Annotated in this window: 17 protein-coding genes; 12 read left to right on the top strand and 5 right to left on the bottom strand. The window is 44.9% G+C overall.

Annotation, left to right across the window (positions count from 1 at the left end; translation table 11 throughout):
- Positions 1–6 precede the first annotated feature (6 nt).
- Both acnA and IP485_RS10640 read right to left on the bottom strand, forming a co-directional pair.
- Positions 7–2835, bottom strand: coding sequence for an aconitate hydratase AcnA (gene acnA / locus IP485_RS10635; RefSeq protein WP_198327198.1), 2829 nt, complete (start codon positions 2833–2835; stop codon positions 7–9).
- Positions 2836–3138: 303 nt separating this feature from the next.
- A complete protein-coding gene (locus IP485_RS10640) occupies positions 3139–4215 on the bottom strand; it encodes a DUF3025 domain-containing protein (RefSeq protein WP_198327199.1) in 1077 nt (358 codons plus the stop codon).
- A gap of 127 nt (positions 4216–4342) precedes the next feature.
- Between IP485_RS10640 and IP485_RS10645 the strand changes: the two genes are divergently transcribed.
- Positions 4343–5059, top strand: coding sequence for a metal-dependent hydrolase (locus IP485_RS10645; protein ID WP_198327200.1), 717 nt, complete (start codon positions 4343–4345; stop codon positions 5057–5059).
- 59 nt (positions 5060–5118) lie between these two features.
- Complete coding sequence (locus IP485_RS10650) at positions 5119–5697, top strand: YchJ family protein (RefSeq protein WP_198327201.1); 579 nt, start codon at positions 5119–5121, stop codon at positions 5695–5697.
- An 8-nt stretch (positions 5698–5705) separates the two neighbouring features.
- Here IP485_RS10650 and IP485_RS10655 read toward each other — a convergent pair whose 3' ends face one another.
- The 3 genes from IP485_RS10655 to IP485_RS10665 are packed head-to-tail and all read right to left on the bottom strand — an operon-like array spanning position 5706 to position 8237.
- Positions 5706–6668 (bottom strand): class II glutamine amidotransferase, encoded by a 963-nt coding sequence (locus IP485_RS10655; protein WP_198327202.1) that lies wholly within the window; start codon positions 6666–6668, stop codon positions 5706–5708.
- Entirely contained in the window at positions 6669–7010 is a 342-nt protein-coding gene (locus IP485_RS13790) for a hypothetical protein (protein WP_227686518.1), read from the bottom strand. It abuts the gene before it with no gap.
- A gap of 60 nt (positions 7011–7070) precedes the next feature.
- The gene (locus IP485_RS10665) at positions 7071–8237 is read right to left on the bottom strand and encodes a homoserine kinase (RefSeq protein ID WP_198327203.1); all 1167 of its coding nucleotides are present in this window, start codon (positions 8235–8237) and stop codon (positions 7071–7073) included.
- 190 nt (positions 8238–8427) lie between these two features.
- Between IP485_RS10665 and hisF the strand changes: the two genes are divergently transcribed.
- From hisF to IP485_RS10715, 10 genes are all read left to right on the top strand, one after another.
- Positions 8428–9210 (top strand): imidazole glycerol phosphate synthase subunit HisF, encoded by a 783-nt coding sequence (hisF, locus tag IP485_RS10670; protein ID WP_198327204.1) that lies wholly within the window; start codon positions 8428–8430, stop codon positions 9208–9210.
- Positions 9211–9394: 184 nt separating this feature from the next.
- A complete protein-coding gene (ribE, locus tag IP485_RS10675) occupies positions 9395–9916 on the top strand; it encodes a 6,7-dimethyl-8-ribityllumazine synthase (protein WP_198327205.1) in 522 nt (173 codons plus the stop codon).
- Between the two features lie 270 nt (positions 9917–10186).
- Entirely contained in the window at positions 10187–11035 is an 849-nt protein-coding gene (gene nusB / locus IP485_RS10680; protein ID WP_198327206.1) for a transcription antitermination factor NusB, read from the top strand.
- Positions 11036–11037: 2 nt separating this feature from the next.
- Positions 11038–12069, top strand: coding sequence for a thiamine-phosphate kinase (gene thiL / locus IP485_RS10685; protein WP_198327207.1), 1032 nt, complete (start codon positions 11038–11040; stop codon positions 12067–12069).
- Positions 12070–12072: 3 nt separating this feature from the next.
- Positions 12073–12654 carry a phosphatidylglycerophosphatase A gene (locus IP485_RS10690; RefSeq protein ID WP_198327208.1) on the top strand — a complete coding sequence of 194 codons (582 nt, stop codon included), beginning with the start codon at positions 12073–12075 and terminating at the stop codon, positions 12652–12654.
- A 271-nt stretch (positions 12655–12925) separates the two neighbouring features.
- On the top strand, positions 12926–14302 hold the full coding sequence (gene glmU, locus IP485_RS10695; RefSeq protein ID WP_198327209.1) for a bifunctional UDP-N-acetylglucosamine diphosphorylase/glucosamine-1-phosphate N-acetyltransferase GlmU: 1377 nt from the start codon (positions 12926–12928) through the stop codon (positions 14300–14302).
- Positions 14303–14414: 112 nt separating this feature from the next.
- Positions 14415–14786: a hypothetical protein gene (locus tag IP485_RS10700; RefSeq protein ID WP_198327210.1), complete on the top strand. Its 372-nt coding sequence runs from the start codon at positions 14415–14417 to the stop codon at positions 14784–14786.
- Between the two features lie 122 nt (positions 14787–14908).
- Positions 14909–16753 carry a glutamine--fructose-6-phosphate transaminase (isomerizing) gene (gene glmS / locus IP485_RS10705; RefSeq protein WP_198327211.1) on the top strand — a complete coding sequence of 615 codons (1845 nt, stop codon included), beginning with the start codon at positions 14909–14911 and terminating at the stop codon, positions 16751–16753.
- Between the two features lie 219 nt (positions 16754–16972).
- Positions 16973–17731: a tRNA pseudouridine(65) synthase TruC gene (truC, locus tag IP485_RS10710; protein WP_198327212.1), complete on the top strand. Its 759-nt coding sequence runs from the start codon at positions 16973–16975 to the stop codon at positions 17729–17731.
- Positions 17732–18341: 610 nt separating this feature from the next.
- Positions 18342–19370, top strand: a complete 1029-nt coding sequence (locus IP485_RS10715; protein ID WP_198327213.1) for a tetratricopeptide repeat protein — start codon at positions 18342–18344, stop codon at positions 19368–19370.
- Positions 19371–19536 lie beyond the last annotated feature (166 nt).

The following is a 19536-nucleotide window of genomic DNA, read 5'->3' on the forward strand; positions in this document are numbered from 1 at the left end:
TAATTACTAGCCTGCTTCTTTGCTCTCAGCAGCCAATTGACGTAGTACATAGTGCAATACACCGCCATGACGCACATATTCGCGCTCTTTTGGCGTTTGCAGACCGACATTTACCTCAAAGGTCTCGCTTGACCCATCAGCACGCGTAGCAGTGACTTTGGCGGTTTTACTTTCACCATTATCCAGACCCGTGATGCTAAGAACTTCGGAACCATCAAGTTTATAGGTTTCTGCATTTTGACCATCTTTGAACGTCAATGGCAACACGCCCATACCGACGAGGTTTGAACGGTGAATACGCTCAAACGAGCTGGTCAATACCGCTTTTACGCCTAGCAAAATAGTACCTTTGGCTGCCCAGTCACGGCTAGAACCTGAGCCGTACTCTGCCCCACCAAGCACAACTAGCGGACGCTTGTCTTCTTTGTACTTCATCGCTGCATCATAAATGGCCATCTCTTCGCCATCTTGAAGCGTTGCTTTATCACCACTGAAGTAATAGGTGTAGCCGCCTTCTTTACCGCCCATCATGGTATTTTTGATACGGATATTGGCAAAGGTACCACGGGTCATGACTGCATCGTTACCACGGCGTGAGCCATAGCTGTTGAAGTCCGCTTGCATCACACCGCGCCCTTGTAAGTACTTACCTGCTGGTGAGTCTGGATCAATATTACCCGCTGGTGAGATATGATCGGTGGTGATTGAATCACCAAACAGACCTAAGATACGTGCGCCTTCGATATCAGGGATACCTTCTGGCTCCATGGTCATCCCGTCAAAAAACGGTGGGTTTTTGATATACGTCGACTCTTCATCCCATGGATACAATTGGCTATCCGCTGAGCTAATCGCGTTCCATGCAGCACTGCCGTCGAACACTTCGCCATAGTTTTTGCGGAACATATCCGCATCGATATTATTGGCAATCAGCTCGTTAATCTCTTCTGAAGTCGGCCAGATGTCTTTTAAGAACACATCATTACCGTCTTGATCTTGTCCGAGCGGATGAGTCGTCAAGTCGATATCGACCGTACCAGCCAGCGCATAAGCAACAACCAATGGTGGTGACGCTAAGTAACTGGCTTTGACATGTGAGTGAATACGACCTTCAAAATTACGATTACCTGATAACACGGCAGCAGCGACCAAGTCATTCTCTTCGATGCCCTTCTCGATGCTTTCAAGCAATGGCCCTGAGTTACCGATACAAGTCGTACAACCATAACCGACTAGATAGAAGCCTGTTTTTTCTAGCTCATCCATTAGTTTGGTTTTTTCTAAATAGTCGGTCACGACTTTAGAACCCGGTGCGAGTGATGTTTTGACCCAAGGCTTAGCTTTTAGACCTTTGGCCGCCGCTTTTTTGGCCACTAGACCTGCACCAATCATGACCGCTGGGTTTGAGGTATTGGTACAAGAGGTAATCGCGGCAATCACGACTGAACCATCACGCAGCTTATGATCTGTCTCATCAATCTTAACAGTAGAGAAAACCCCATTGGCAGGCTGATAGCCATCATCTTGATCGTCGTCTATTTTTGGCTGTGCGGCTAAGTGTTCAGCTTGCTCTTGCTCACCGCCTTCTTGATCAAAGCGTACTTTGCCTTCTACTTCTGACTTGCGATCCTTGGTCATTTTTTCTAGCGTTTCGCCAAACTTCTCATGCATATCAGACAGATTGATACGCTGCTGTGGCAAGTTTGGTCCAGCAAGTGCTGGCTGTACTGACGACAGATCCAGCTCTAATTTACTTGAATAAATTGCCGCTGGAGTATCAGCATCGTGCCATAAGCCTTGGGCTTTGGCATACTTTTCAACCAACTCGATCTGCCCTTCGTCACGACCAGATAGGCGCAGATAATCAATTGCCATTTGGTCAATAGGGAAGATACCGCAAGTCGCACCATACTCTGGTGACATGTTGGCAATGGTGGCACGATCAGCTAGCGGCATACTATGTAAACCTTCGCCGTAAAACTCGACGAACTTACCCACTACGCCATGAGCACGCAGCATCTCAACGACACGTAATACCAAATCGGTCGCAGTAACGCCTTCAGTTAGTTTGCCTTTCAGCTCAAACCCGACCACTTGCGGAATCAGCATTGATGACGGTTGACCTAGCATCGCAGCTTCAGCTTCGATACCGCCCACACCCCAACCAAGTACGCCAATACCATTAATCATGGTGGTATGACTGTCTGTACCAAAAACTGTATCTGGATAAGCCATCAGCTCACCGTCAACATCTGCTGCCATTACAACACGGGCTAGATACTCAAGATTGACCTGATGCACGATACCTGTCGCTGGTGGTACCACGACGAAATTTTCAAAGGCTTGCTTGCCCCAATGCAAAAACTCGTAACGCTCATTATTACGCTTAAATTCAATCTTTTCATTCAGATCTAGCGCATCTTCGCGACCATAAGCATCGACCTGTACAGAGTGATCGACGACCAGCTCGCTGGGGATAAACGGGTTGATCTGTTCCGCCTTACCGCCAAGCTCAACCACCGCATCACGCATCGCAGCCAAATCGACTACTGAAGGTACACCAGTGAAATCCTGCAATACCACACGCGCTGGCATAAATGCGATTTCTTTTGACGCCTCAGCCCCTGCATCCCAGTTGGCGACGGCTTCAATGTGGTTCTTACCAACCGATTGACCGCCGTCTTCATTACGTAATAGGTTTTCTAATACCACTTTCATACAAAATGGTAGTGTCTTGATATGCTCGTAAGTTTCGGTCAGCTTTGGCAGGCTGTAGTAGGCATGTTCTTTGCCAGCGACTGAGAGGGTGTCTTTTACATCAAAAATATCACTCATGATAGCTTCCTTATCGTTGTTATAGATCCTAGACATAAATTATTATAAGTTTATGTATAACTGGTGGCTCAATAAATGATTGATCTGTCTTGCATTAATAGACCAGTTTTATAAAACTGTCTGATACATATCCGTGTTCACAAAAAAGATAACCATACCGCTAGTGTTTAACGGAAACACCCTTTTACCATAACAAACATACAAGGCTTTGTTAACATCTAGACGTAGTCGAATCGTGGCACAATCGTAAACGTAACAAAGGTTTAGCAAGCTATTTTTTAGCAATTTATTCTTGCTTACTTCTTATGGTTTTTTATTATTACTTTGGCGACGACCGCTGCGGAACACGTAGCTGTCTTCATAAAAGCCAGTATCTGCATTTTCTGTCCAAAAATGTGGCACCCCTAAGATCGGTAACGGCGCAAGCTGGCGCGGTTTCACATCATCATTTGATAATAATGTGTCCATGTATTCGGCAACTTTATCATCCAAGCAGCTTATGCGCTCAGCTAACGATAATGTAAAGAATTCTTGTGCAACGTGAATGACAATACTGTGGGCACATAAGGGTTTGCGTGGATGCACCAATTGCTCAAGCAGAGCATGCCCAAAGATATAGACTGCGGCTTGAGCACTTGTATTTGGTTGTGCTGGGTTGTCCCATTTAGCGCGCGGCTTCACCAAACTTGCCTGCCAGTCAAAATCAACCAATGCCTTACCGATACTAGCATCAGAAGTCACTAGCACTGCACCATTTTCATCAAAGACAGTAATAGTGTCGCGCACACGCCCTCGACGCTCACTAATGCCCTGCTTTGCAATCTCTAGCATATGGTAGTAATTGAGCATAGCTTTAGTCTTCGGAAACGTCAGCCAAATACTGCCGTTAAATAAATCATGCAAGTTATCACGCGTCGGGATGTTGCCAGTTGTGCCGATGAAATGCTCATAGGCTTTGCCTTCAGGCAATGCATTTTGAGAGACGAATTGTAGCGTTTGAGATTCGTGGTCATGGGCAGGTTTGGTATGCGGTAACGGCTGTTGCAAATGTTCAGCCTGCTGCGTTATCGCCGTTTTTAAGACTTTGGCAATCGTGTCGGGCGTATTGATATCAGAAGCATTTATATCGTACGTATCTAGGCTTTTCGCATTATCCAAATCTTCTGAGTCACCCAAATTATCCAAGCTATTTCTCTGCAGTTTCGAGCGACTAAGACGCTCAATCGTGTTGCTGATATAACTCAATTGAGTGATATGCGTCAGCCAAGGCTTTTGCCAATCAATGGCAGCAAAGCTGTTATCGAGCTGACCTTCTACTACAGGTAGCTGCTTAATATGAGTATCGAAATTAAGTGTGGCGGGTGAATTACTAGCAGGCATAAGGAGCTCTCTCTTGCGGGCTATCTCTATTAGACGTATGGACGGTCTATGGTATCATGGTGCGCTTTTTTACTGCTAGATGCGCTGCTCGAAAACGCTTTTTGAGCGCTATGGATGAATGAGTTTTATGGCAAATTTTAATACCCACCTAAATGTCGCTTTTATGGTCAGCGGTACGATGAGTCTGACGGTTTATAAAGCCGGATTGATTGATGATTCGGGGTTTTTGGTATGCGTGGCGCTTGGTACTATCGGTGGATTGCTGCCAGATTTGGATTCTGATAACTCAACACCGATTAAGCTCGGTTTTAATATCACATCGTTTATCTTTGCCTTTGGCTTGGTCATGCATTGGCGTAGTGATCTGAGCTTACTGGCATTGATAGCATTATGGCTGGCGGGCTACAGTTTTATGCGTTACGTGGTTTTTCATGTCTTTACTACTATGACGGTGCATCGCGGCGTCATACACTCTGTACCTTATATGGCGATACTGGGATTGGGTCTGACGTGCCTAAGCTATTATGGTCTGCATCTACCGCTAACGACCAGCTGGTTTTATGGTCTGTTTTTATTTGGTGGTGCAATGGTGCATTTATCATTGGACGAGCTGTATAGCGTCAATTTGTCCAATATGAAAATGAAACGCTCATCGGGTACTGCGATGAAGTTTTATCAGCCAAAAGACAAATGGTGGTATTTGCTTCTATATACTATCCTTGCACTACTGGTATATGTCGCGCCGCCTTTTGAGATGTTTTGGTCACGACTAAGCGACCCTTCCGCATGGGCACAGCTCAAGGTTGGTATATTGCCAGAGTTAATAAAAAGCATGCTGCAATAAATTTATCATAAGACCATTAAGCCTAAACGAATAAGCCCAAATAAAAATTAGAGTAAAACATGCAACCTTCCCTACATACTTGCCCGTGCCAAATTACACCAACAGCAGAGGCGGCAAACGCTCCAATATCCTATCAAGACTGCTGCCAGCCGTATCATGATGCTTTTTATAATGGCGAAGTAGATAAAGCAGGTGGTATAAAAGCGGAGACAGCCGAGCGGCTCATGCGTACGCGTTATAGTGCCTTTGTATTGGTTAAGCCAGAGTATATCGTCAAGACCACAGTGCGTGCGCAGCAAAACTTGCTTGATATTAATGCGATTGAGAGTTGGGCAAAGGAAACGGACTGGGCAGGACTAGAGATTGTGGAACACATACCCAAGCTTGGTAAACGTCATGCGCAGGTTGAGTTTAAGGCTTATTTTAATACTAAGAAAAATGCAGGTGATTTAGCAGAAAAAGTACAGGCGCATCATGAACTTTCTGCTTTCGTAAAGGCAAAAAGCAAAGCAAATGATGATACGCGCTGGTACTTCTTAGATCCGACGGTTGCGATGACTGTGACGCAAAAGCAACCGTGCATTTGTGGGTCAGGTGAGAAATTTAAGCGGTGTTGTGGAATGTATCTACTATCGTAGTCTAACCCCTAAACACTCGCCCCAACTTCTCTAGCAATCGCAATGCCTTCATCAACCGTCAAAAACTTACGCTGGCTTGGGCTGTCTTTATAAATGACGTCGCCATCTTGAAAGATTAAGCATTCATTTACCGCTAACTGTTGCCATTTCTCATTTTCAGTTAATGGCACGGTAACTAAAATCGTGACTTTATCCGTGTCTGTGGTCACATCACCAAAGTTAATCGCCAAATCATCATCAGCCAATTTTGCCTCGCCAAATGGGGCTTTGCGTGTGAGATAAAACAACAAGCTACCCGCATAAGCCAATTGCCACCTGCCATTGGATATTAAGCAATTAAATAGACCATTGGCAGATAAATAACGACATTGCGTGGTCAAAAAATTAAACAAGGTTTTGTCATCAGGGCATGATTTAAAACTGCTCTTTAGACGATTAATCAAATAGCAAAACGCCATTTCAGAATCGGTCGTACCGACTGGCTGACAATGCGCGGCATTGCCATTGTCCTGCAAGCGCTGACAGCGTTTGATAAATTCGCTATTCATCTGACCATTGTGCGCGAATACCCATTGCTCGCCCCAGACTTCACGGACGAATGGATGCGTATTTGCCAAGCAGTTCTGCCCTTGCGTCGCTTTACGGATATGCGCGATGACATTCATGGCTTTGATGGGATAATTATTGACTAGGTCGGCGACTGGCGATAGATGGCTTGGTCGGTTGTCATGAAACAGACGCAACCCTGTTGAGGCATTGTTTACCGCACTCTTTGATTCACCATTTGCAAACCTATCGCTTGCGAACGGATCACTTGCCTTGTCGCTGCCAGGACACTCACTACGCTCAAAAAATGCAATGCCAAAGCCATCTTCATGGCTATCAGTCATCCCGCCGCGCTTGCGAAATCCTGCAAAGCTAAAGCCAATATCTGTTGGAGTATTACAGTTCATTCCTAAGAGTTGACACATTTACAGTTCACCGCCTTTATTGTCTGGTATGACATGTTTATCATCTTGCATGGTATGTAGATCCGTTTCTGGCATGATGCCAAGCTCTGCATCGCTCATATTGGCGAGCAAGTCAGCTCTAGCACTGCTGTCCGTATCGACACCTTTGAGGATACGCTGTGCTTGGGGCAAATCTGAATTTTCTACCCAGAGTACGATACCAGAGTTCATGCCAGGGATCGCACTGAGTGGCTGCAGCGATACGGTAATGCCGTTATTACGTAGCAGATTGGCATGCAGCTCGCCTTGCATGTTGGTATCAAAGCGCGCCAGTTTGTGCCAGTTATCAACTTGATCGGTCATGGGGTCGCCTCTAAGGTTTCGGTACTAAAATTGATACTAGAATAAGTGAATAAGCAACGTTTACGACAATTGATCTAGCGTATATTCTTCGATTGTAAACTCACTACTGTTTAACTTTTCCTGCGCTTGCTCAGCTTGCGTGATACTGCTAAATACGCCGACTATCTGATTGTCTGGTTTGTTTAATAGTACAAATACGGTGTTTTGTGACTTTTCGACATGTGCCCAATGGTAAGCTGCCAAGCGTTTCATCAAGTCAGGGTTTTTGACCATAATGTTGTCACCCGTACGCCCTTCAGTACGGTTGTAATGAATCACATTTAGACGCAATAACCAAAAAATCACTGCCGCTTTTGCCAGCATGACAGGTAGCGCACGATTTTCATCATTGTTCAGTGGACGTACCGACTCATAACCTTGTAAGAATGCCGCCATCTTGCTGCGGTCAAAGTTCACCGACTCGCCTTGTTCGGCAACGCCCCATGTGGTACAAAAATCATTGATAGTTATGGCAATATCCATCACGTAATGCTCGACACTGACTTCGGTGAAGTCTAGTAAACCGGTCAGACGCGCTTCGCCTTTTTGTAGATTCCACAGGGTATTATCAGCAAACATATCCAAATGACACAGACCGTTTGGTAACGTTGCCAGTGGTAAGTCGCGATAAGACTGCCAAATATCACTCATCAATTTGGCTTCGTCACCCGGCATGAACTGCATTTCACGGTCGCGTACATCCGCCCATGGGTACAAAGGCACGCCGTACTGCTCAGCAGGTTGTAATGCTTGCAACGTCTCATGAAGCAACGCTAGCGCCGCGCCAATATCATGACACATCGCTTGTGTGGTTTGCTCAGGATGTGAGCCTACGAGGCACGGTACTAAGGTGATGGCCTTACCTTCATAGTGAATAACATAGCACTTGTCACTATTCTTATCAGCATCAGTAACGTTTGCATCAGTCACAGCCAGTGGTGCGGCGACTGGCAGTTTGCCATTTAATTGATTCAGAATAACCGCCATTTTTTCGATATCAGCGGGTGGACGCTCTTCAAATAAAGTGAACACATAAGAGTATGTACCATCTACATCATCAGTCGTTTGAATAAACCAGTTTGAGTTTTTTATTCCTTGGGTGATCGGAATTGCACGGGCAAACGATACGCCAAAGCTTTGGCAAAAGGCGGCAAACTGATCATCGGTTAACTGGGTATAGACGGACATGACATCTCACTTATAGCAATTGAATAAGAAGTTAAAAAAGGTAAATGTAGATAGTAATGAGAGCAATTGTACCGCGCCTGCTCATATTATGGCGAAAAGCGTAATAATCTTGTGAAAAACTGCCTGATATACGGGCGTTTTTGCTAGACTAGCGCCTATAGAATGAATTGATTATAAGGTGAAAGACCCTATGTTAGCAAAGCGTATCATCCCCTGTTTGGACGTTGACAATGGCCGTGTGGTCAAAGGCGTGCAATTTGTCGATATCAAAGACGCAGGCGATCCTGTCGAAGTCGCCAAACGCTACAATGAACAAGGCGCTGATGAGATTACTTTTTTAGATATTACTGCGACCAATGATGAGCGCGATACCACTTATCATACTGTTGAACGCATGGCTGAAACGGTATTTGTACCGTTAACGGTTGGCGGCGGCGTGCGTAAAATCGCCGATATTCGCAATTTGCTCAATGCTGGCGCGGATAAGGTAGCGATTAACTCAGCTGCCGTGTTTACCCCTGAGTTCGTTGGTGAAGCGTCGCAGAAATTTGGTAACCAATGTATCGTCGTTGCCATCGATGCCAAACGCGTCGCTGATATCGACATCGACGGTATTAAAGTACCACGTTGGGAGATTTTCACTCATGGTGGACGTAAACCCACGGGGATTGATGCGGTGTCATGGGCCGTTAAGATGGCGGACCTCGGTGCAGGTGAACTTTTGGTCACGTCAATGGACGGTGATGGCACCAAAAAAGGCTATGATTTAGCTCTCATGAAACAAATTACCAGCCGTGTCAATGTACCAGTTATAGCCTCAGGCGGTGTCGGTAGCCTACAGCATTTAGCAGAAGGTGTACTAGAGGGCGGCGTCGATGCGGTGCTTGCGGCCAGCATTTTTCACTTTGGTGAGTATACGGTTCAAGAAGCCAAAACCTATATGGCAGCGCAAGGGATACAGATGCGTCTTTAGCACGCTCGTAAAATACAAATAAACCAGAAAAAAATGCTATCATAGCGCTAACCATTTATTTTCGTTCATTTAACCACGGCATCGCCCCTATAATTGGCGAGCATATTACTTGAACGCAGCATGATATTTAGCGACTTATTCACTCCCCTATTTCATTGAATACTCTATTGAGCAAAGGATTTTTATGTCAAATTTACAACAGCAGCGCAATGATGTCACCCATATCGACGGTAACCTACATCAAAATGCTGATGCCCGTATTGGTATCGTTGTTGGCCGTTTTAATGGTTTTGTCGTTGAGTCATTGGTTGACGGTGCAATCGATGCCCTACTTCGCCATGGCGTATTGGGTAGCAATATCACTGTCATTCGTGTGCCTGGCGCATTTGAGCTACCATTGGTCGCCCAGCGTGCCGCTGAATCAGATCGCTTTGACGCGATTGTAGCTCTAGGTGCCATCATCCGTGGTAGCACGCCGCATTTTGATTTTGTGGCTAGCGAATCTGCCAAAGGCTTGAGTGCTGTAGCGATGGATTATAATATTCCTGTTGCCAATGGTGTATTGACCACTGACAGCATCGAGCAAGCCATCGAACGCTCTGGTACCAAAGCGGGTAATAAAGGCTCTGAAGCTGCGATGGTCGTACTAGAGATGATCGCGGTTCTTTCACAGCTAGACATCGATGACGAAAGCATTGATGCTTAATTTTACTGACCGTTATTATTGACCGCTAGACAGTTTCTATTTGTAGACAGTCCCTATTTGACTGTCTAGCGGCTTTAGTAACCTCTAGAAGCATTGCTACTTAAATAACAAATAGCACCTATCAGCAATATTGTTTGTAAAGTTAATGAGGGGGTTATGGTTATTACGGTAGCCCTCGCTATACAACTTCGATATCCAAGACTGACTGGCAAGACGTGCCAGCCGACCACTATTTAACATTCTATTTCAAAATTCAGGTATTGATCCGTTATGACTGACCAACTCAAGCAGGCTATCAACGCTGCAAAAAATGCACAAACCAATGAACAGCAAGCGGAAGCTACCCGTATCGCGAGCAGCAGTACGGGTGATCAAACCTTTGATATGAGTGAGTCTTCTTATAAGACCAGTCATACTGCTATTCGTAAGGCACGCCGCTTTGCGATGCAAGGTCTGTACGAATGGCTTGTGACTGACCGCCGCTTTGATGTCGATGGCAAGCTTGGCTGGAAAGCCAATGCACCAAATGATATCGCTGCCCGTACTCGTGCCACTAATGCGATGCACACCGTGCACATTGGCTACTATCACGAGATGATGCGTGATATTCCAGAGCAAATTGAAGCATTGGATGCGCTGATTACTCAGCACCTTGACCGCGATATTGATAAGCTGGACACTGTTGAGCACGCTATTTTGCTGATTGGTGCCTATGAGCTACAAAACCGTATGGAGATTCCATACAAGGTAGTACTTGATGAAGCGATGAAATTGAACAATCATTTCGGCGCAACAGATGCTCATAAATTGATCAATGCGGTACTGGATAAAATGGCCGTTGAACTGCGCGCCATTGAAGTACAAGCGGACACCAATGCCAACGTACGTACCTCACAAAAAGCAGCCGCTAAACAAGCTGAGACGGCACTTGCTGATAGCATCGAAGACGTTACTACCGCCGAAAATCCAATCGACAGTGAGTCAACTGCGTCAGACAAACCGCGCATCAGTGCTAATAATACCGCCGTTAAACGCAATAGCGCGAGCAAGGCCAATGCAAATATTAGCGAGTTTAAGGCCAGTAAACAAGACAACACCGACGCAAAAAGCCAAGACTAGTCATGAACGAGTTTGAGCTGATTGAGCGTATATTTTCGCAGATGCAAGCGGCACACTCGCCGCTTGCTGGTCTCGAAAAAGGTATCGGTGATGATGCCGCTGTGATGGCATTGCCAGCTGGGTCACGCTTAGTGAGCTGCATTGATACCTTGGTTCAAGGTCGTCATTTCGCGGCCGATTGGCAAAAAGTTGACGAGTTGGCTTTTTCGATTGGTTATAAAACGGTGGCCGTCAATGTCTCAGACATTGCGGCTATGGGTGCCACGCCGCACAGTATATTATTAGCATTAGCGCTGCCGCCACAACTTGCTAATGAGCAATGGCTCACTGAATTTGCCAAAGGTTTGTTTTATGCCTGCCAGCTGTTTGGCGTGACATTGATTGGTGGTGATACCACACGCAGTGAGCATTTGGTCCTAAGTATCAGCGCACAAGGTTTTCTCATGGCAGATACGCCTGCAGTCTATCGCACAGGTGCGCAAGTTGGGGATAAGCTCTACGTGTCAGGCACGCTTGGTGATGCGGCATACGCTCTACAGCATCCTGATAGCGCCCAAGGTATAGAACTGGCTCATCGACTCCATATGCCGACTCCGCGTATCGCGCTAGGCGCAGCACTTGCCAAAATTGGTGCGACGGCGATGATAGATATCTCTGATGGTCTGTATCAAGATCTAGGTCATATCTGTCAACAAAGTAATGTTGGTATGCGAATTAATATGGAGCATCTGCCTACTAGCGAATCACTGGCAACGGTTGATTTATCTGAACGATTGTTGTGCCAACTGGCAGGCGGTGATGATTACGAGTTGGCTTTTACGTTGCCTGCACATATTGAACCCCCTATCACCAACACAGCTGTCACCTGTATCGGTGAAGTAATCGCACTGTCAGATGACATAGCGACAGAGGCCAACAAATCTATAGCACTGCACCCTGAACTGTATTATCAAAATCAGCTAATCACTCGAACTCAGCACGCGCCATTTGCCACATGGCCCAACCTTACTGGTTACCAACATTTTACAGGTTAGCCCATGACTGATCATGATTTATCCAAGCCTGATATCAGTAAAGCCAATGACTGCCCACCATTGCCTAACAATGCCAGTGTGCTCGATCGTATGATCTATTGGTTAGGTATTGGTTTGGGTAGTGGTCTACCGCGCCGTGCACCCGGCACTTGGGGTACCGTTGGCGGATTAGTCATCGCCATACCACTGATGAGTTTGGGCTTTATACCTTTCCTAATATTGACAATCCTATCTTGTATTTTTGGCATTTGGATCTGTGGACGCACATCCGAGCTGATGCAGGGTCATGATGACCCGCATATCGTCTGGGATGAGTGGTCTGGTATTTGGATTACCCTGCTACCCTTCTCGTACATGGGTGTGGCGACCACAAACTTTTGGCAAGATGTCTCTCAAGAGCTTTCTATTTTTGCCATTGTTATTGCTTTTATACTGTTTCGGTTTTTTGATATTATTAAGCCGCCACCGATTGGATGGGCTGATAAAAAAGTTGCTGGTGGGTTAGGCATCATGCTTGACGATATCATCGCAGGTATCATGGCAGCAGTGTTATGGATAGTGGTTATGTTTGGTGTGCTGTTATAAGCTATAGTCAAATCCATATAAATCCGCTACCTCATCATCCTCGCTAACCATACTGATGTATCGCTTGTACTCGGCTTCCTTGTATCGACATTATTTGAACTCAACTATACATAACCTCTTATGCTAGCTATTTGAATATTACCCTCTTGCATAGATGATTGATGTATTGTTATCAGGTTGCATTATAAATGCCTGTATATCAAAACTTTTTTTTGAATGAACATTTGCGCTATAATCCAATCTTATATTTTGTTACATTTGTAGGGCTATTATGACATCTCCTCTTTCTGTGATTATTCTGGCTGCCGGTAAAGGCACACGTATGCAGTCTGCAAAGCCAAAAGTTTTGCAGACTCTAGCGGGTAAGTCTTTACTGAGTCATGTATTAGATACTTGCCATCAGTTGACGGTCAATGAAACCATCATCGTACACGGTTTCGGCGGTGATCAAGTAAAATCTGAGATCAGCAGTCAATACACGCAAGCCTCTATCACTTGGGTGGCTCAAACTGAGCAGTTAGGGACTGGGCATGCGGTCAAAGTAACGCTGTCTGATTTGCCAACATCAGGACAAAGCCTCATTCTATATGGTGATGTGCCATTAGTAAGCTGCCAGACACTAGCGGCTTTAAAAACGGCTAATACTGATGGTATGTCGATGTTGACCCTGACGGTCGATAATCCATTTGGGTTGGGCCGTATTAAGCGTGATCTAGCAGGTAATATTGAAGCCATCGTTGAACAAAAAGATGCCAGTGCTGATGAGCAAGGCATCAATGAGATTAACAGCGGTATTTATTGCGTAGACAATGCACTACTGCATAAGTACCTGCCTGAGCTCTCTAACGACAATGCTCAAAAAGAGTATTACCTCACCGATATCGTCAAAATGGCAGTTGCTGATGGTATTACTATTGCAGCGATTGAACCTGAGCATACTTTTGAGATTGAAGGAGTCAATAACCGTCAACAGCTTGCAAGTCTAGAACGTACTTGGCAACGTAAGCTCGTCGCTGATCTACAAGAAGCAGGCGTGCAATTTGCTGATCCTACCCGTGTCGATATTCGTGGTACGCTGACCGCAGGTCAAGATGTGTTCGTGGATGTCGGTGTGGTATTTGAAGGCGATTGCTCTCTAGGTGATAGTGTCTATATAGAAGCAGGCTGTGTCATCAAAAATGCTCATATCGGTAATGCCTGTCATATCAAGCCTTACTGCGTCATCGATCGTGCTGAGATTGGTGCGGGTGTCGATATCGGGCCTTTCGCACACTTGCGTCCTGAGACTGTACTGTCTGACAACAGCAAAGTTGGTAACTTCGTAGAAATTAAAAAATCGACTATTGGTCAAGGCAGTAAAGTCAATCATCTCAGTTACGTCGGTGATGCAACTGTCGGTAAAGGTGTAAATATCGGTGCTGGCGTCATTACTTGTAACTATGACGGCGTCAATAAATCGCAAACCATCATTGAAGACAATGCCTTTATCGGCTCTAATGCCAGCCTAGTTGCGCCAGTGACCATTGGCGATACAGCTACAGTGGCTGCTGGTTCTGTGATTACTAAAGACGTTGATAGTAGTGCATTAGCGTTTGGCCGCGCACGACAAACCCAAAAAGACAACTTTCAACGACCGACTAAAAAATAGCAGATTCGTTAATAGTCAGTTTCATTGCAGCCATATTTGAGTAGATATAATCCGTACGACAGTTTTTATGCCACTGCCCAATCTGAATAAGCATACTTCGAGAGTGCCGACTATGAAAAGACTATTCGCTGCTATGCTGCTGCTATCCACCTTGACGTCATTTTCAGTGGCATCAGCGAGCACTACTATAGAATATGATGCAGAGTGCAAATACTTTGATGCTAAAAAAGTATTGAAATATTCAGGTGAATGCCATTTTAATTGGGGCGTTGGAATGAACCCTAAGCCTAATGGCATAATGTCAACATATCAGCGTTATATCATGACTTACCCCAATGGCAATGAAGTTTGGATATTTATCAATGATGATGACTCTGCCACTGTAAACGATATCCCAGCGATGTCTCTAAAAGCAAAAAACGGCTACGAGAAAGTAAAAACGACTCAAGGTGAAATATTTGAATTTACCAAGGGTTCAGAGTGACTAGAGATGCGTTCAAACAAAAACTGATTTGATTCTAAAAATTGATTTGGTTTATATGTTTTGTGGATGATATCTAAAAATAGACACAACAATTATTAAAAATAATCAGTTAAGGAATAGCCATGTGTGGAATCGTAGGGGCAGTTGCTGAGCGAAATATCGCTAATATTTTATTAGAAGGTTTGAAGCGCCTAGAATATAGAGGTTATGACTCAGCTGGTCTAACAGTCATCCGTGATGGTGAGCTACATCGCGAGCGCCAAGTCGGTAAAGTACAGGCACTGGTTGATGCTATTGCTATCAATCCAGAGTTTTTTGATGGGCATATCGGTATTGCTCACACGCGCTGGGCCACTCATGGTGAGCCTGCGCAGCGCAATGCGCATCCCCATGTTTCAGGTAAAATTGCTGTCGTTCACAATGGTATCGTCGAAAACTATGCTGAGCTAAAAGAAGCATTGATAACCAAAGGCTATGAATTTACCTCGCAGACAGATACTGAAGTCGTGGCGCATCTGATTCATGATATCTATAAGCAAACACCTGACTTATTAGAAGCCGTTCGCACCATCATCCCGATGTTACATGGCGCATTTGCTTTGGGTATCGTGCATGTGGACAACCCAGATGAGCTCATTACGGTACGTCTAGGCTCACCACTCGTCATCGGTGTGGGTATTGGCGAGAACTTTATCGCCTCAGATCAATTGGCATTGCTGCCAGTGACCAATCGCTTTATGTACCTAGAAGAAGGCGATATCGCTAAACTGACTCGCAGCAGCATTCAAGTTTTTGCAGATGGTGTTGAAGTACAACGTCAAATACATGAAATTGATGCCACCCAGCATAGCGCGGACAAAGGCGAGTTTAAGCACTACATGCTCAAAGAAATTTATGAGCAACCAGATGCCGTCGCCCGTACGCTTGAGATGGCAGTAGACAATGGCGAAACCAGCAAGTTACGTGATGACTTTTTGCAGCGTCATGAGTCTCAGCTGTCAGGTATCCGTCATGTGCAAGTGATTGCTTGCGGTACCAGTTATCACTCGGGACTGGTCGCGAAATACTGGTTTGAAAGTATGATTCGTATTCCGTGTTCAGTCGAAGTGGCCAGCGAGTTCCGCTATCGTAACCCTGTGGTGGTAGATAACTCACTGGTGATTTGTATTTCTCAATCTGGTGAAACAGCCGATACCCTATCTGCATTACGTGATATCCAAAAGCACCTGCCAGCCGGTTTGGTGAGCTTGGCACTATGTAATGTACCGACCTCATCACTGGTACGCGAGACGGATATTTTCTTGCCAACACTGGCAGGACCTGAGATTGGTGTGGCATCGACCAAAGCCTTTACCACTCAGCTAGTGGCTCTGATGCTATTGATATTGAAAGTTGGTATCGCTCAGCAGCGTATGACTGATGAGCGTTTGGGTACATTGCTCGGTGAGCTACAGCAGCTACCTGGACAACTACACGCCAGTCTAAATCTTGATGGGCCCATCAAGGCCATGAGCCAGCACTTTGAAGACAAGAAAAGTTGTTTGTTCTTAGGACGTGGTCTACAGTATCCAATCGCATTAGAGGGCGCACTAAAACTCAAAGAGATCTCTTACATCCATGCTGAAGGCTATGCAGCAGGTGAGCTCAAGCATGGACCATTGGCATTGGTTGATAAAGATATGCCAATCGTGGTGCTCGCACCCAAAGACAGTATGTTTGACAAACTCAAAGCCAACATGCAAGAAGTACACGCGCGTCATGGAGAGTTGTTTGTATTTGCAAGCGAGTCCAGTCAGATGGTCGAAGAGGATCGTCTACACGTGGTCTATGTCCCTGATGTGAGTGAAGCGCTAGCCCCTATCGTCTACAGCGTACCTATACAGCTGCTGTCATATCATGTCGCAGTGATGCGTGGTACTGACGTCGATCAGCCTCGCAATTTGGCCAAGAGCGTCACGGTGGAATGATTTTTGCCAACATGTACTTATGAGTGTGAGCGAGTAATAAAGTATCATACTGAGTAATTACTCGTCATACTGAATAACTACCAATCGTAATATTGTGCCACCCCAAGTCCTTCGTCATCTGGTATTAATGAGATGGCGAAGGATTTTTTATGTCTAACGACATAGAGAAATATCAATAACTTATATAATAATAATATCTAAAATATGGGCACTAAAAGCATGGATATCGAGAGCGACACCGCTGACCAAATAGAGATTATTTATGAAGATGAGCATCTGGTAGCGATAAATAAAGAAGCGGGATTATTGGTGCATCGCAGTTGGCTAGACAAAGGCGAGACGCGCTTTGCCATGCAGCTCACTCGTGATGCAGTAGGGTGCCATGTGTTTCCAGTGCATCGGTTAGACAAGCCCACATCTGGCGTATTATTGTTTGCCAAGAGCTCAGCCGTAGCGCGTAGCCTTGGCGAGGCCTTTACGGCACATACCGTGACGAAGCAGTATCTAGCTGTGGTACGCGGCTTTATGCCAGACCAAGGCACCATTGATTATGCGCTTAGCTTTAAACCTGATGCCATTGCCGATAAATTTGCCGATTTAGACAAGCCTGCTCAAGAGGCGGTGACCCATTGGCAAAGCTTGGCACAAGTTGAGCTGCCATTTGCGGTATCGAAAAAGCACGCCACTAGCCGCTATAGTCTGGTACGCTTGACACCTGAGACTGGGCGCAAGCATCAGCTGCGTCGGCACATGAGACATGTATTCCATCATATCGTGGGCGATACTAGCCATGGTGATATACGGCACACACGATTTTTTCGTACTCACTATGATTGTACACGCATGCTGCTGCATGCTCAGACTTTAGCGCTTAGCCATCCGGTCACTGGCGAGCCATTGTTGCTAAAAGCAGGATTAGATGACCAATGGATGCGCATCTTAGAAGAATTCTCTTGGGCAGAGAGCGCTGAATATTAGACAGAGTAAGGTTCTCTGGTACTATCGTTTCAGAGAATTGAAAACATTAACCTTACATCTTAAGGCTTAGTGCCCTAACTAGGATTTGTTAATTCGAGTATCCTATTTTGGACAAACTGTTTTATTTCTCGCAACCATATTTTCTTTGAAGACTCTTATTGATGGCTAAAAGATTAAACAAAAGCCAGAAACAGCTAAACCACTCCTTATAGCAGCTCCTAGTACGAGTTTCACACCAAAATGGCAAATATTTAGCTGGTTGGTGTTTGTTCCTTCAATTGTGTTCTATCTACGCTAATAGAGCGAGGTATTGATAAGATCATAATCCTTTTGCAAGGCAATGACATTCTAAACGTTACGCAACTCTCATTTTGTCAACAGTTTGAATAATTCCAACCTCCTAATTATCTATTTCAATAGATACATTTTACGTTTGATATTTGTTAACATAGGCAGCTATTTTGGAAAAAGCAGATCTAAGTCGTATATTGAGAAAACTGCTAGTAGTAACTTAATATTGGCCAAATGACATGACAATCCACTAAAGATGATAGCTTCATTTAGCATTTTTCTTTCCAATATCAATGATATTACCTTTAAAGAATAAACAATGGTTTTTAAGTACTTAAAAAAGCTTTTCTTTTACAACAGAAGAAAAAGGTCTTATCTTGGTGAAAATCTGACTATAGCTGCTAAATCGTATCAAAAGGCAGCTGAGCAAGGTCATGCCATCTCTCAGTATCATCTTGGTTTACTGTATCAGGATGGCAAAGGTATTCCTCAAGATGTGGCTACAGCTATCAGTTGGTACCAAAAGGCAGCTGAGCAAGGTCATGCCATCTCTCAGTATCATCTTGGTTTACTTTACCAAGATGGCAAAGGTGTTCCTCAAGATTTGACTACGGCTATCAGTTGGTACCAAAAGGCAGCTGAGCAAGGTCATGCCATCTCTCAGTATCATCTTGGTTTACTTTACCAAGATGGCAAAGGTGTTCCTCAAGATTTGACTACGGCTATCAGTTGGTACCAAAAGGCAGCTGAGCAAGGTCATGCCATCTCTCAGTATCATCTTGGTTTACTTTACCAAGATGGGAAAGGCGTTCCTCAAGATTTGACTACGGCTATAAGTTGGTACCAAAAGGCAGCTGAGCAGCGTCATATCACCTCCCAGTATCATCTTGGTTTACTTTACCAAGATGGGAAAGGCGTTCCTCAAGATATGGCTACGGCTATAAGTTGGTACCAAAAGGCAGCTGAGCAAGGTCATGCCATCTCTCAGTATCATCTTGGTTTACTGTATCAGGATGGCAAAGGTATTCCTCAAGATGTGGCTACAGCTATCAGTTGGTACCAAAAGGCAGCTGAGCAAGGTCATGCCATCTCTCAGTATCATCTTGGTTTACTTTACCAAGATGGCAAAGGTGTTCCTCAAGATTTGACTACGGCTATCAGTTGGTACCAAAAGGCAGCTGAGCAGCGTCATATCACCGCCCAGTATCATCTTGGTTTACTTTACCAAGATGGGAAAGGCGTTCGTCAAGATAAGTTTCAAGCAAAAGAATGGTTTGGTAAGGCTTGTGATAGTGGTGATCAAAATGGGTGCGATAAGTACCGAATATTAAATGAATCGGGTTACTGATCTCGTTCATTTAGTATGAAAACATCTTGATGTGGCTCATACATATAGAATAAGCATCAAAAAAATGCTTATCAGTTTAAGACACCTTTAAAACCTGAGTACTTAGATTATTAGAATTAATCTAACAATCTATTGTAAGCACATCCCAATCAAATATTCTCATCAC

This window comes from Psychrobacter sp. NG27 (assembly GCF_016106655.1).
Lineage (GTDB): Bacteria > Pseudomonadota > Gammaproteobacteria > Pseudomonadales > Moraxellaceae > Psychrobacter.

What these genes read in the sequence shown, in the direction of transcription:
- acnA (WP_198327198.1), bottom strand. Translation starts at nt 2,835, where the DNA reads ATGAGTGATATTTTTGATGTAAAAGACACCCTCTCAGTCGCTGGCAAA.
- IP485_RS10640 (WP_198327199.1), bottom strand. Translation starts at nt 4,215, where the DNA reads ATGCCTGCTAGTAATTCACCCGCCACACTTAATTTCGATACTCATATT.
- IP485_RS10645 (WP_198327200.1), top strand. Translation starts at nt 4,343, where the DNA reads ATGGCAAATTTTAATACCCACCTAAATGTCGCTTTTATGGTCAGCGGT.
- IP485_RS10650 (WP_198327201.1), top strand. Translation starts at nt 5,119, where the DNA reads ATGCAACCTTCCCTACATACTTGCCCGTGCCAAATTACACCAACAGCA.
- IP485_RS10655 (WP_198327202.1), bottom strand. Translation starts at nt 6,668, where the DNA reads ATGTGTCAACTCTTAGGAATGAACTGTAATACTCCAACAGATATTGGC.
- IP485_RS13790 (WP_227686518.1), bottom strand. Translation starts at nt 7,010, where the DNA reads ATGACCGATCAAGTTGATAACTGGCACAAACTGGCGCGCTTTGATACC.
- IP485_RS10665 (WP_198327203.1), bottom strand. Translation starts at nt 8,237, where the DNA reads ATGTCCGTCTATACCCAGTTAACCGATGATCAGTTTGCCGCCTTTTGC.
- hisF (WP_198327204.1), top strand. Translation starts at nt 8,428, where the DNA reads ATGTTAGCAAAGCGTATCATCCCCTGTTTGGACGTTGACAATGGCCGT.
- ribE (WP_198327205.1), top strand. Translation starts at nt 9,395, where the DNA reads ATGTCAAATTTACAACAGCAGCGCAATGATGTCACCCATATCGACGGT.
- nusB (WP_198327206.1), top strand. Translation starts at nt 10,187, where the DNA reads ATGACTGACCAACTCAAGCAGGCTATCAACGCTGCAAAAAATGCACAA.
- thiL (WP_198327207.1), top strand. Translation starts at nt 11,038, where the DNA reads ATGAACGAGTTTGAGCTGATTGAGCGTATATTTTCGCAGATGCAAGCG.
- IP485_RS10690 (WP_198327208.1), top strand. Translation starts at nt 12,073, where the DNA reads ATGACTGATCATGATTTATCCAAGCCTGATATCAGTAAAGCCAATGAC.
- glmU (WP_198327209.1), top strand. Translation starts at nt 12,926, where the DNA reads ATGACATCTCCTCTTTCTGTGATTATTCTGGCTGCCGGTAAAGGCACA.
- IP485_RS10700 (WP_198327210.1), top strand. Translation starts at nt 14,415, where the DNA reads ATGAAAAGACTATTCGCTGCTATGCTGCTGCTATCCACCTTGACGTCA.
- glmS (WP_198327211.1), top strand. Translation starts at nt 14,909, where the DNA reads ATGTGTGGAATCGTAGGGGCAGTTGCTGAGCGAAATATCGCTAATATT.
- truC (WP_198327212.1), top strand. Translation starts at nt 16,973, where the DNA reads ATGGATATCGAGAGCGACACCGCTGACCAAATAGAGATTATTTATGAA.
- IP485_RS10715 (WP_198327213.1), top strand. Translation starts at nt 18,342, where the DNA reads ATGGTTTTTAAGTACTTAAAAAAGCTTTTCTTTTACAACAGAAGAAAA.